We start from the raw sequence: 12651 nt of genomic DNA, 5'->3' as shown, positions 1-12651 counted from the left end.
TATACCGAGTATGTTCGTCCTGGCAAGTTTCGTCGGAGCGCTGAGCGGGGGCTCGCGACGCTCAGTTCGTCCGGCGCATACGGAACGCGAGGAAGCCGAGCCCCAGTCCGACCAGGGCGATCCCCGTGCCGAGCGAGACCTGCTGCACGCGGCGTACGGCCGCGGCGTCCAGCGCCTGCCCGGTCCGCTGCCCCGGATCGGTGAAGGCGCCGGGCGGCGGGCTGGAAACGGGCAGGTCAACGGGGTCCACCAGGTCCACCTCGGGTTCGCCCTCCTCGACGGGCGTCTCGGCCCGCGCCGTGTCCAGCGGCGACAGCGAACGCCCGGGCCGCGCCTTCCCGGCCCCGGCCTCGCGCCCGGCCAGGGGGGCGGTGGACCCGGATACGCCGGGCGAAGCGGAAGGGGAGGCGGAGGGTTCGGGCATGTCCTCCCGGAGCCCCGCCGGGGCCTGGGCGTCCAGCCCGGCCGCTGCCGGGGAAGGCGGGGTCGGGACGGCCCCCGACGCTCCGGGAACGGGGGCGCCGGACATCAAGGGAAGGGCCGGGGGAAGCCCCGAGGGCGACGCGGAGGGGCCCGACGGGGCAGGCCCGGACGGGGCCGGGGCGGGCGGGGCGGCGGACACCGTGGCGGAGGGGCTCGACACCCCGGGCGGCACGGCGGTGAGGGCCCGGGGCTCGGGCGCCGATGAGGCGTGGGCGGAGCCGCCCAGTGGGACCAGCGCCGCTCCGGCCGCCGCCATCAGACAGACCGCACACCTCGACGACCATGCGGCCGGAAGTCCTGGAGCCATGAGATCAGCGTCACACGGGCCCCCTCATCCGGCATCCCGGACGCCGTATCCGGACATCCGGGCACCCCTGCCGGTCCGGGACGAAGATCCGTGGCCCTCCGTGGACCCGCAACGGTCACCTTTGGACGATACGGTCACCGGTCGGATGATCGGAACGATTGCGCTGAGGTAGGGCCCAGGACCGGCCGGGGCGCTCGCACGGCTCGGGTCCGGCAGCTCCGGCGCGATGCCTCCGGTCCGGCAGCCCGGGCGCGATGCCTCCGGCCCGGCAGTTCGGGTCCGATGCCGCCGGTCCTTCGGGCCGGGTCAATGCCCCTCCGGCCCGGCGGACCGGGTCCGTCGGCTCAGGAGGGCTTGCCGGTGGAGACCTTCAGCTCGAAGTGGGCGCCGCGCTCGGACACCGCAGCGCCGGAGGACGGGAACTGGCCCACGACCTGGCCCTCGGCATACGTGTTGCCCGGCTCCTCGATCTCCTTGACCGTCCAGCCGGCGGCGGCCGCGCACGCCTTCGCCGACAGGATGTCCTTGTAGATGAAGCTCGGTGCGCGGACCTTCTTCGGGTCGTTGGAGTCCTCGGAGGCGTTCGAGCACTCCGTTTCCTTCATCGTCCGGTTGCGCTCCGGCGGGCGGTATCCCTCGACCTCGCCGGTACCGGGGTCGCCGTCCTTGCCCGCCTCGTCGTCCTTGCCGCCCTGGAGGGCGATCGCGGTGACCAGGCCGCCGACGGCCAGCAGCGCGACGACGATCGCGCCGACGACGACCGGCATGTTCCGCTTCGAGCCGCCGCGGTCGACGGTGCCGACGGCCGTGGAGTGCTGCGGGTTGAGCGAGTAGGGGGGCGGGGTCTGGTGGGCCAGGGGGCCCGGGGCCGGGTAGCCCTGGGCCTGTGCGGCCTGCGGGTAGCCGTAGCTCGGGGCGGGCGCCGGGGTCGGCTGGCTGTACGGGCCGGGCTGCTGGGGCTGCTGGTGCGGATGCGGCTGGTACGGCGTCTGGACGCTCTGGGGCGCCGGCGCGCCCTGGTCGACCGGGGGGAACACCGCCGAGCCGACACCGGAACCGCTGTTGGCGGGTCCGCCCCCGGCCACGATCACCGGGGCGCCGGTCTGGCCCCCGGAGGCGTTCAGCACGCGGGCGATCTCGTCGCGCATCGCGGCTGCGCTCGGGAAGCGCTCGTTCGGGTTCTTCTTGAGCGCGCGGGCCACGAGGGCGTCCATCGCCGGGGTGACCGACCGGTTGATGCTCGACGGTGCGACCGGCTCCTCCTGCACATGCGCGTACGCGATGGCCAGCGGGGAGTCCGCGTCGAACGGGATCCGGCCGGTGAGCAGCTGGAAGAGCATGATGCCGACCGAGTAGAGGTCGGACCGGGCGTCGACGCCGCGGCCGAGGGCCTGCTCGGGGGAGAGGTACTGCGGGGTGCCGACGACCATGCCGGTCTGCGTCATGGAGGTGACGCCGGACTGCATGGCGCGGGCGATGCCGAAGTCCATGACCTTGACGATGCCGCGCTTGGTCATCATCACGTTGCCGGGCTTGATGTCGCGGTGGACCAGGCCCATCTCGTGGCTGGTCTCCAGCGCGGCGAGCACGTCCGCCGTCACCTTGAGGGCCTTCTCGGCCGGCATGGCGCCGTGACTGCGGATGTCGGCGGCCAGTACCGAGCCGAGCGGCTGCCCCTCGACGTACTCCATGACGATGTACGGCATCAGCGCACCGCCGAGCTCGTCCTCGCCGGTGTCGAAGACGGAGACGATGTTGGTGTGCTGGAGCTTGGCGACGGCCTGCGCCTCACGCCGGAAGCGCTCGCGGAAGGACTGCTCGCGGCCGAGCTCGGTGTGCAGGGTCTTGATCGCGACCTGCCGGTCCAGTGCGGAGTCGTAGGCGAGGTAGACGGACGCCATCCCGCCCTCGCCGAGCAGGTCGCGCAGCTGGTAGCGGCCGCCCGCGACCGCCCCGCCCGCGTAGCGGCCCTGTGCGCCGTCCTGGCTCATGACTTGCATCCCCCTCGGCGGCGCGCGGTCGCACGCGGTCTTTCCTGTCTGACGTCGTTGCGTGCGACGCGGTTCCGTACAACGCGATTACGCGCCAAGTCTGCCCCAGGGGTCCGACACGTCAAGCCGGGTGCCCGTTCCGTGACCCTACGCACAAGAAGCTTCTCGGAAGCGTTACAGGAAACGCGTCGGTACCGGGTGGAGGACGCGCCGGGGAGAGCGGTGATCCTGCCGGAGCGGAACCTTGGTGTCCGGCGAAGCCTGTAGCGTGACGTGGCAATGCAGCAAGGCACCGTGAAAACCCGCGGACGCGCGGACAGATACGACGGCGAGGACTGATGGCACCCGATTCCGAAGCAAACGGCGGCGGAGTTTCGGATGGTTCCGACGCCTGGGGTATCGGTGGCGTCGTCGGTGACGGACGCTACCGGATGACCTACCGGCTCGGCCGGGGCGGCATGGCGGAGGTCTACGCGGCGGAGGACGTCCGGCTCGGACGTACGGTCGCGGTGAAGCTGCTCCGCTCCGACCTGGCCGAGGACCCGGTGTCCAAGGCCCGGTTCACCCGCGAGGCACAGTCCGTCGCGGGTCTCAACCACCACGCGATCGTCGCCGTGTACGACTCCGGCGAGGACGTCGTGGGCGGTCAGACCGTTCCGTACATCGTGATGGAGCTGGTCGAGGGCCGCACCATCCGTGACCTGCTCCTGACCGCGGAGGCCCCGCCGCCCGAGCAGGCGCTGATCATCGTCTCGGGGGTGCTCGAAGCCCTCGCGTACTCGCACCAGCACAACATCGTGCACCGCGACATCAAGCCCGCCAACGTGATCATCACGGAGTCCGGCGCGGTCAAGGTGATGGACTTCGGCATCGCCCGCGCGCTGCACGGCGCGCAGTCGACGATGACCCAGACCGGCATGGTCATGGGCACCCCGCAGTACCTCTCCCCCGAGCAGGCGCTCGGCAAGGCCGTCGACCACCGGTCCGACCTGTACGCCACCGGCTGCCTGCTCTACGAGCTGCTGGCGCTGCGGCCCCCGTTCACCGGTGAGACCCCGCTCTCGGTGGTCTACCAGCACGTTCAGGACATTCCGGTGCCGCCGTCCGAGGTCTCGGACGCGGTGCCGCCGGAGCTGGACGGCATGGCCATGCGGGCGCTGGCGAAGGACCCGGACGACCGGTTCCAGAGCGCCGAGGAGATGCGCGGGCTCGTCCAGTACAGCCTGCAGATGCTCCAGGTGCAGGGCGGTCACACGGGCACGTGGAACACCGGCCCGGTCGCGCTGAACGAGGGCGGTCACACGCCGCCGCACGGGCTGTCCGGCTCCACCCGCGCGATGGGCCACCCGATGCACGGGGACACCTCGCAGGGCCCGATCCTGCCGCCGTTCAACCCGGACGACGGGGGTTACGACGGCGGAGGGCAGCGGCGGCCCGGCTCCGGGCGCGGCAAGATGTGGCTCTTCGTCCTGCTCGCGCTGGTCGCGATCGGCGCGGGGGTCGCCTTCGCCGTGAACGCCGCGCAGGACGACGGCGGGAAGAAGAACCCGGTCACGCCGTCCACCTCGGCCAGCCCTTCCGCGACGAAGCCCTCGGAGGAGCCGTCCGAGGAGGAGGAGAGCGACGAGCCGGAGGAGCCGGACACCTCCGGCGGCGGTCGGACGCAGCCGAACCCGCCGCCGTGGTCCGCGGACCCGACCCCGAGCCGGCCCTCCTTCAGCCCGGCCCCGACCCAGACCGGCACGGACCCGGGCACGTCCGACGGCAACACCAACGAGGGCGGCAGCGGCGAGCCCACCGGCGACCCCACCGACACGGCCACCGACCCGGGCACCCCGGGCGGAGCCGGCGACGACGGCGGGGCCGGGGAGGACGACGGCGGTACGGGGACCACGCCCGGCGACCCGACGGGCGGCGGCAACGCCACGCCGTAGCCCCCGGCACCACCCGCACCACCTCCTGAGCCCGGCGTGCGCCTTCGTGGCGCGCGCCGGGCTCCTGCGGTGGTGCGCACGGAGTCGGGAGGCGTGCACCGGGGCTGGGGGCCGCGCCTCGCGCCGGGGCCGTGCGCCCTTCCGTGCCCATGCGTGCCGCCCGGTCGTTGTACGCCCCTCCGTGCCCGTGCGCGCCGCCCTGGCCGTGCACCACCTTCGCCATGCCGCCGCGCCCTCTTGAGCCGCGCTGCACCGTCCTGCGACCGCCGCGTGCCCCCGCTCACCCCGTGAAGGCCGCGCACACCGCCTCGTACTCCCGCGTCCACCACACCGCCAGGGCCGACACCGCGGGGAACTGCGGGTCGGCCCTGCGGTCGTCGAGGCGGTAGCGCCAGCGGAGTATCCAGAAGTCGTTGAGCCGCTCCCACCACACCCGGTGCACCGCGGCGGCCAGCTCCGCGGGCGCCGCCCCGGCGGCTCGCCGGTACGCGCGGGCGTACGCCCGTACCTTCGCGAGGTCCAGCTGCCCGGTCGGCCGGACGAAGAAGATCGCCGCCGCCCGGACCGCCTCCTCGGCGCGCGGCTGGACGTCCAGCCGGTCCCAGTCCACGATCGCGACGGGGTCGGCGCCCCGGTAGAGCAGATTCAGCGGGTGGAAGTCCCCGTGCACCCAGCCGGTGGCGGGGCCGTCGGGGGTGGGCGGGCGACGGTGGGCGTGCCGTTCGAGCAGGGCGCGACGCTCCACGAGCCGGTGCACGGCGAGCTCGTCGAAGGCGTCGCGGGGGGTCCCCCGGCCGTCTTCCCCGAGCGCGGCGGCCAGCAGGTCTTCGATCAGCGCGAAGGTGTCGGCGGCGTCCGGGCTGCGGTGGCCCGGCCGGGAGGGCGGACTCGCCGGAGGCGGGCCGTCGCGCGGTGCCATCACCTGCTCCAGGCCGGTGTGCACGGTGCCCAGCAGGGTCCCGAGCCGGCGCGACTGCACGGGGGTCAGCTGGGAGCCGACCCGGTGGAGGCCGTCGACCCAGGGGTGCAGGGCGTAGCACCGTTCGCCGATCACGGTGACGGTGTCGCCGCGGGTGTCCGCGAGGGGTGGCACGACGGGCACGCCGAGCGACTGAAGGCGCTGGGTGGCGCGGTGCTGGCGCACGATCGCGGCGCGTTCGCCGCTGGTGTCGTCCAGGTGCTTCTTGTCGAGATGGTGCTTGAGGAAGTAGGAGCCGCTCGTGGTGGAGACGCGGTATCCGTGGTTCAGCAAGCCCTTGGTGATCGGCTCGCAGGCGAGCGGCTCGCCCACGCCCGGGTAGCGGCGCAGCACCTCGCCGACCGGGGGAACAGGTGGACGGGTGACATATGAGCGCGGCACTTACCAGATGTTAGATCACTCTGTGTGGCCGCTCTGCGGACTTGCGGTCACGCCGCCCGATGCGCTAGGCGACCGGCGGGACCGGGCACGGAGCCGGTCGGGGCCCCGGAACCGGTCCCGGACTCCGACTGCCTCAGAAGTCCAGCGTGTGCTGCGTGACGAAGTGCGGGTAGACCCGGAGGTAGGCCGGCGCGAAGGGCTCCCCGTTGACGGTGGCGGGGGCCGCCCCGAACCGTTTCTCCTGCTCGGGGCAGGGGCGCACGATCTCGGCGGGACCGGTGAACTGCACCGACCACAGCGCGTCGCCGGTGCGGGAGGCCGCGTCGTTGTAGTTGTCCGCCCCGTAGGCCACGACGCTTCCGTCGCACGCCTCGTGGTGACCGAAGCCGCTGTGCATCCGCAGCAGGATGCGGCCGTCGCTCACGATGTGACGGGCCACCGCGAGGAACGGCAGGGCCCGCACGCTGGTCGCGAGGCGGCCGTACGCGACCCGGCCGAGCAGCTCGATCGGGCCGCTCCGGTCGCGGGAGCCGGTCACGACCCGCCGGAGCGTCCCGGTCGCGGAGAGTTCGTCGAAGGACATGGCTTCCACTGTCCGCCGACGGTAGGGACGGCGTAAGAGTCGCCGGCCCCGGGTGGCGCGGGACCTAAGTCCCGGTCGCCCGGCCTCGCACGGGTGATTCAGCGGCGTTCGGCCTGGAGTCGCGCGACGTACGCGGCGGCCTGCGAACGCCGCTCCATGCCCAGCTTGGACAGCAGGCTGGAGACGTAGTTCTTGATGGTCTTCTCGGCGAGGTGCAGGCGCTCCCCGATGACCCGGTTGGTCAGACCCTCGCCGATCAGGTCCAGGATTCTGCGTTCCTGTTCGGTGAGGCCGGCGAGCTTGTCGCCTCCCTTGCCGCTGCCGCCGTCGCGCAGCCGCTCCAGGACGCGGGCGGTGGCCGCCGGGTCCAGCAGGGATTTTCCGGCGGCCACGTCCCGCACGGCATTCAGCAGTTCACTGCCGCGGATCGCCTTCAGCACATATCCCGACGCGCCCGCCATGATCGCGTCGAAAAGGGCCTCGTCATCGGCGTACGAGGTGAGCATCAGGCATTTGACGTTCTCGTCCTGGGAGCGGACCTCCCGGCACACCTCGACACCGCTGCCGTCCGGCAGCCGTACGTCGAGCACCGCCACGTCGGGCCGCGTCGCCGGGATACGCGCCAGGGCGTCCGCGGCCGTACCGGCCTCGCCGACCACCTCGATGTCCGCCTCGACGGACAGCAGCTCATGGACGCCGCGCCGAACGACCTCGTGATCATCGAGCAGAAATACGGTGATTTTTCCATCTTCGCGCACGATCGCAGTCTCACACACTCGCCTCCCCTCCGCTCTTCCCTGGGGCTGATCCTCGGGATAACGTGCCGTTGTTCCGGCGGCCTGCAAGGCTGTTTCCAGTGCCCTGACCAGCAGAGCTTCGCGATTTTTTCGATTTACTTGGAAATCCAAGCAAAATCGCAGGTCAGATAGGGTTTCGCAGTTATGCGACGCACTGGGTAACGTGCCTATGACAGGGCGCTCGCCGGGGCACCTGTCCCGCCTGATCCCGGCCGACCGGCACCCACCCCGTGCACGGTTGCCGGATTCAGGCGAGCCGCACTGGTTCCCGGCAGACCCCGGGGGCCGGACCGACGGAGGAGCACGCACGTGACCGTGGAGAGCACTGCCGCCGCGCGTAAACCGCGACGCGCCAGCAAGCGGACCAGCGCCGCGAAGAAGCCGCAGAGTTCCGAACCCCAGCTCGTACAGCTGCTGACGCCCGAGGGCGAGCGCGTCGAGCACCCGGACTACAGCATCGACCTGAGCGCCGACGAGCTGCGCGGTCTGTACCGGGACATGGTGCTCACCCGCCGCTTCGACGCCGAGGCGACCGCCCTCCAGCGTCAGGGCGAGCTGGGCCTGTGGGCTTCGCTGCTCGGCCAGGAGGCCGCACAGATCGGCAGCGGCCGGGCGCTGCGGGACGACGACTACGTCTTCCCGACCTACCGGGAGCACGGGGTCGCCTGGTGCCGCGGCGTCGATCCGACCAACCTCCTCGGCATGTTCCGCGGGGTGAACCACGGCGGCTGGGACCCGAACACCAACAACTTCCACCTGTACACGATCGTCATCGGCTCGCAGACGCTGCACGCCACCGGCTACGCCATGGGCGTCGCCAAGGACGGCGCGGATTCGGCCGTGATCGCGTACTTCGGTGACGGGGCCTCCAGCCAGGGCGACGTCGCCGAGTCCTTCACCTTCTCCGCGGTCTACAACGCCCCGGTCGTGTTCTTCTGCCAGAACAACCAGTGGGCCATCTCCGAGCCCACCGAGCGCCAGACCCGCGTGCCGCTCTACCAGCGCGCCCAGGGCTACGGCTTCCCCGGCGTCCGCGTCGACGGCAACGACGTCCTCGCGTGCCTGGCCGTCACCCGCTCCGCGCTGGAGCGGGCCCGCCGGGGCGAGGGCCCGACGCTGGTCGAGGCGTTCACCTACCGGATGGGCGCGCACACCACCTCCGACGACCCGACGAAGTACCGGGCCGACGAGGAGCGGGCCGCCTGGGAGGCCAAGGACCCGATCCAGCGGCTGCGCACCTACCTGGAGAAGGCGGAGCTCGCGGACGAGGGATTCTTCACCGCCCTGGACGAGGAGAGCGAGACCCTCGGCAAGCGGGTACGGGAGGCGGTGCGCGCGATGCCCGACCCGGACCCGATGGCCCTGTTCGAGCACGGCTACGCGGACGGCAGCTCCCTCGTCGACGAGGAGCGCGCCCAGTTCGCCGCCTACCAGGCATCGTTCGCCGACTCTGCCGAGGAGGGCAAGTAGCCATGGCCGTGGAAAAGATGTCCATCGCGAAAGCGCTCAACGAGTCGCTCCGCCTCGCCCTCGACAACGACCCGAAGGTCCTCATCATGGGTGAGGACGTCGGTAAGCTCGGCGGCGTCTTTCGGATCACCGACGGGCTCCAGAAGGACTTCGGCGAGGACCGGGTGATCGACACCCCGCTCGCCGAGTCCGGCATCGTCGGCACGGCGATCGGCCTGGCCCTGCGCGGCTACCGCCCGATCGTCGAGATCCAGTTCGACGGCTTCGTCTTCCCCGCGTACGACCAGATCGTCACGCAGCTCGCCAAGATGCACGCCCGCGCGCTCGGCAAGGTCAAGCTGCCGGTCGTCGTGCGCATTCCGTACGGCGGCGGCATCGGCGCGGTCGAGCACCACAGCGAGTCCCCCGAGGCGCTCTTCGCACACGTCGCGGGATTGAAGGTGGTCTCGCCGTCCAACGCGAGCGACGCCTACTGGATGATGCAGCAGGCCGTCCAGAGCGACGACCCGATCATCTTCTTCGAGCCCAAGCGGCGCTACTGGGACAAGGGCGCGGTCGACACCGAGGCCATCCCCGGCCCGCTGCACCGGGCCGCCACCGTCCGCGAGGGCGGTGACCTCACGCTCGTCACGTACGGGCCGATGGTGAAGGTCTGCCTGGAGGCGGCCGCGGCCGCCCAGGAGGAGGGCAAGTCGATCGAGGTCCTGGACCTGCGCTCGATGTCCCCGATCGACTTCGACGCCATCCAGACGTCGGCCGAGAAGACCGGCCGCGTCGTGGTCGTCCACGAGGCGCCCGTCTTCTACGGCTCCGGCGCGGAGATCGCGGCCCGGATCACCGAGCGCTGCTTCTACCACCTCGAAGCCCCCGTGCTGCGGGTCGGTGGCTACCACGTCCCCTACCCGCCGGCCCGGCTGGAGGACGAGTATCTGCCCGGCCTGGACCGGGTGCTCGACGCCGTCGACCGCTCGCTGGCGTTCTGAGGAGAGGGTTCGTGACGACGATGACCGAAACGTCTGCTCGTTTCCGTGAGTTCAAGATGCCCGACGTGGGCGAAGGACTGACCGAGGCCGAGATCCTCAAGTGGTTCGTCCAGCCCGGCGACACCGTCACCGACGGACAGGTCGTGTGCGAGGTCGAGACCGCGAAGGCGGCCGTCGAGCTGCCGATTCCCTTCGACGGCGTGGTGCACGAGCTGCGCTTCCCCGAGGGCACGACCGTCGACGTGGGCCAGGTGATCATCACGGTCGACGTGGCCCCGGACAGCGGCGACGCCCCCGCACCGGCCGCCGCTCCGGTCCAGGAGCCGGTGGAGGAGCCCGAGGCGGAAGCCGAGCCGAAGGGCCGTACACCGGTCCTGGTGGGCTACGGGGTCGCCGAGTCCTCCACCAAGCGCCGCCCGCGCAAGGGGGCGTCGGCCGCTCCGGAGGCCGCCGCCGCGGCGGCGGCGGTGCAGGCCGAGCTGAACGGGGCCGCGGCGCCCGCCCCCGCGGCTGCTCCCGCGCCGGCCGGAGCTCCGGCCGGCGGCCGTCCGCTCGCCAAGCCCCCGGTCCGCAAGCTCGCCAAGGACCTGGGCATCGACCTCGCTTCGGTGGTGCCGACCGGCAAGGACGGCGTCATCACCCGCGAGGACGTCCACGCGGCGGCGGCTCCGGTCGCCGCCGAGGCCCCCGCGACGGCCACGGCCCCGCCGGTGTCCGAGCCGGCGATCGCCGAGGCTCCCGAGGCCGGCGTGTCCGCCTCCGCCCGGGAGACCCGTATCCCGGTCAAGGGCGTCCGCAAGGCCATCGCGCAGGCGATGGTGGGCAGCGCGTTCACCGCGCCGCACGTCACCGAGTTCGTCACGGTCGACGTGACGCGCACGATGAAGCTCGTGGCCGAGCTGAAGGAGGACAAGGACATGGCGGGGGTGCGGGTCAACCCGCTCCTGATCATCGCCAAGGCCCTCCTCGTCGCGATCAAGCGGAATCCCGAGGTCAACGCCGCCTGGGACGAGGCCAACCAGGAGATCGTGCGGAAGCACTACGTGAACCTGGGCATCGCGGCGGCCACCCCGCGCGGCCTGATCGTGCCGAACATCAAGGACGCTCAGGACAAGACGCTGCCGCAGCTCGCGGAGGCCCTGGGCGAGCTGGTCTCCACGGCCCGGGACGGCAAGACCTCCCCGGCGGCGATGGCGGGCGGCACGGTGACCATCACCAACGTCGGCGTCTTCGGCGTCGACACCGGTACGCCGATCCTCAACCCGGGCGAGTCCGCGATCCTGGCGGTCGGCGCGATCAAGCTCCAGCCGTGGGTCCACAAGGGCAAGGTGAAGCCGCGTCAGGTCACCACGCTGGCCCTGTCGTTCGACCACCGCCTGGTCGACGGCGAGCTGGGCTCCAAGGTGCTGGCCGACGTGGCGGCCGTCCTGGAGCAGCCGAAGCGCCTGATCACCTGGGCGTAACGCGTTCTCCCGGTGGGCCCGTGCGTTTCTCCGTACGGGCCCACCGGCATGTCCGGCCCTCACCGTACGGCGAGTTCGGCGTACACCGTCTTGCCGACCGCGCGCGGCTCGACGTGGTTCACATGGATACGGCATCGAGCACGCTCTGGCTGGAGAGCGATACTGAGCGAGACCCGGCCGTGTGCTCCGGTCGAAGAGTCTGACGTGGCGGTCGGCATCGTCTCGGCGGCCCCGTCCTCACCCTCGCGCCCGCCGCCTGGGACGCCTTCACGGCCGCCCTGCGCCGCCGGCAGCCGTAGACCGGTGAAACGGCGAAGGGGCCCGGCCCGCACACACCGTGCTGGCCGGGCCCCTTCGCCTGCTACGCGCGCGTGCGGGCTACTTCTTGAAGCCGTAGTCCATCAGCTTCTTCGCGTCGGCGGTGCGGTTCGCCTCGGAGGACGACGTCAGCACCGTGCCGATGACCGTCTTGCCCTTGCGGGTCGCGGCGAAGACCAGGCAGTACTTGGCGGTCGGGCCGGAGCCGGTCTTGACGCCGATGTCGCCGCTGTAGCTGCTCAGCATCTTGTTGGTGTTGCTCCACGCCATGTAGCGGTAGCCACCGCTCTTCGTGGTCACCTTCTGCTTCGTCGACTTGGTCTTGACGATCGAGCGGAACGTGGAGTTCTTCATCGCCTTGCTGGCGATCTTCGTCAGGTCACGGGGGGTGGAGTAGTTGTTGCCGCCCCCTATGCCGTCGAACGAGTCGAAGCGGGTGTTCTTGAGCTTGAGGCTCTTCGCCGTGGAGTTCATCTTGCCGATGAACGACTTCACGCGGGCCGCGCGGGTCTTGCCGGAGCCGAACTTGTCGGCCAGGGCGTACGCGGCGTCGCAGCCGGAGGGGAGCATCAGGCCGTAGAGGAGCTGGCCCACGGTGACCTTGTCGCCGACGATGAGCCGGGCGGACGAGGCGTTCTTCTTGACGATGTAGTCGCTGTACGCCTTATGGATCGTGACCTTGGACTTCAGGTTCACGTTCTTCTGCGACAGGACTACCAGGGCCGTCATGATCTTGGTGGTGGAGCCCGTGGAACGGCGGGTGTCCGCGGACTTGGTGAAGAGGGTCTTTCCGGTGCCGTTGTTCATCACGAAGCCGCCCTTGGCGACGATCTTCGGAGTCGGCGGCGTGGCGGCGTGTGCCGTGGAGGCGAAGGCGCTGCCGGCGAGCACGGCGCCGGCGGTGAGCGTCACGGTGGCCGTGATGGTGACGCGATTGATGCGCTTGATGCCGAGTTTCAACT

Annotated in this window: 10 protein-coding genes; 4 read left to right on the top strand and 6 right to left on the bottom strand. The window is 71.4% G+C overall.

Annotation, left to right across the window (positions count from 1 at the left end):
- Positions 1–61: 61 nt before the first annotated feature.
- Together ACIQMU_RS12575 and ACIQMU_RS12570 are read right to left on the bottom strand one after the other, a co-directional pair.
- Positions 62–790, bottom strand: coding sequence for a hypothetical protein (locus ACIQMU_RS12575; RefSeq protein ID WP_402688829.1), 729 nt, complete (start codon positions 788–790; stop codon positions 62–64).
- A gap of 344 nt (positions 791–1134) precedes the next feature.
- The gene (locus ACIQMU_RS12570) at positions 1135–2781 is read right to left on the bottom strand and encodes a protein kinase domain-containing protein (RefSeq protein ID WP_352239290.1); all 1647 of its coding nucleotides are present in this window, start codon (positions 2779–2781) and stop codon (positions 1135–1137) included.
- Between the two features lie 338 nt (positions 2782–3119).
- Here ACIQMU_RS12570 and ACIQMU_RS12565 point away from each other — a divergent pair, with 338 nt between their 5' ends.
- A complete protein-coding gene (locus ACIQMU_RS12565; protein WP_352239291.1) occupies positions 3120–4715 on the top strand; it encodes a protein kinase domain-containing protein in 1596 nt (531 codons plus the stop codon).
- Between the two features lie 280 nt (positions 4716–4995).
- On the opposite strand, the gene ACIQMU_RS12560 is transcribed toward ACIQMU_RS12565, so the two are convergent.
- From ACIQMU_RS12560 to ACIQMU_RS12550, 3 genes are all read right to left on the bottom strand, one after another.
- The gene (locus ACIQMU_RS12560) at positions 4996–6027 is read right to left on the bottom strand and encodes a phosphotransferase (RefSeq protein ID WP_402688866.1); all 1032 of its coding nucleotides are present in this window, start codon (positions 6025–6027) and stop codon (positions 4996–4998) included.
- Between the two features lie 181 nt (positions 6028–6208).
- Positions 6209–6658: a pyridoxamine 5'-phosphate oxidase family protein gene (locus tag ACIQMU_RS12555; RefSeq protein WP_402688828.1), complete on the bottom strand. Its 450-nt coding sequence runs from the start codon at positions 6656–6658 to the stop codon at positions 6209–6211.
- Between the two features lie 98 nt (positions 6659–6756).
- Positions 6757–7416 (bottom strand): response regulator, encoded by a 660-nt coding sequence (locus ACIQMU_RS12550; protein WP_402688827.1) that lies wholly within the window; start codon positions 7414–7416, stop codon positions 6757–6759.
- Between the two features lie 348 nt (positions 7417–7764).
- Here ACIQMU_RS12550 and pdhA point away from each other — a divergent pair, with 348 nt between their 5' ends.
- Genes pdhA through ACIQMU_RS12535 form a run of 3 tightly spaced genes read left to right on the top strand, consistent with a single transcriptional unit; the run spans position 7765 to position 11371 of the window.
- Positions 7765–8925 (top strand): pyruvate dehydrogenase (acetyl-transferring) E1 component subunit alpha, encoded by a 1161-nt coding sequence (gene pdhA, locus ACIQMU_RS12545; RefSeq protein ID WP_352239294.1) that lies wholly within the window; start codon positions 7765–7767, stop codon positions 8923–8925.
- A 2-nt stretch (positions 8926–8927) separates the two neighbouring features.
- Positions 8928–9908 carry an alpha-ketoacid dehydrogenase subunit beta gene (locus tag ACIQMU_RS12540; protein WP_352239295.1) on the top strand — a complete coding sequence of 327 codons (981 nt, stop codon included), beginning with the start codon at positions 8928–8930 and terminating at the stop codon, positions 9906–9908.
- Between the two features lie 11 nt (positions 9909–9919).
- Complete coding sequence (locus ACIQMU_RS12535) at positions 9920–11371, top strand: dihydrolipoamide acetyltransferase family protein (RefSeq protein WP_352239296.1); 1452 nt, start codon at positions 9920–9922, stop codon at positions 11369–11371.
- Positions 11372–11749: 378 nt separating this feature from the next.
- Here ACIQMU_RS12535 and ACIQMU_RS12530 read toward each other — a convergent pair whose 3' ends face one another.
- Positions 11750–12649 (bottom strand): serine hydrolase, encoded by a 900-nt coding sequence (locus ACIQMU_RS12530; RefSeq protein WP_352239297.1) that lies wholly within the window; start codon positions 12647–12649, stop codon positions 11750–11752.
- Positions 12650–12651 lie beyond the last annotated feature (2 nt).

It is taken from the genome of Streptomyces sp. NPDC091649 (assembly GCF_044756785.1).
In the GTDB taxonomy this organism is placed as follows: Bacteria; Actinomycetota; Actinomycetes; order Streptomycetales; family Streptomycetaceae; genus Streptomyces.
The sequence above is the reverse complement of the archived record's forward strand: the minus strand, read 5'-3'. Positions and strand labels throughout refer to the sequence as shown.

Coding starts and splice junctions, on each gene's coding strand:
- ACIQMU_RS12575 (WP_402688829.1), bottom strand. CDS start 790: ATGGCTCCAGGACTTCCGGCCGCATGGTCGTCGAGGTGTGCGGTCTGT.
- ACIQMU_RS12570 (WP_352239290.1), bottom strand. CDS start 2,781: ATGAGCCAGGACGGCGCACAGGGCCGCTACGCGGGCGGGGCGGTCGCG.
- ACIQMU_RS12565 (WP_352239291.1), top strand. CDS start 3,120: ATGGCACCCGATTCCGAAGCAAACGGCGGCGGAGTTTCGGATGGTTCC.
- ACIQMU_RS12555 (WP_402688828.1), bottom strand. CDS start 6,658: ATGTCCTTCGACGAACTCTCCGCGACCGGGACGCTCCGGCGGGTCGTG.
- ACIQMU_RS12540 (WP_352239295.1), top strand. CDS start 8,928: ATGGCCGTGGAAAAGATGTCCATCGCGAAAGCGCTCAACGAGTCGCTC.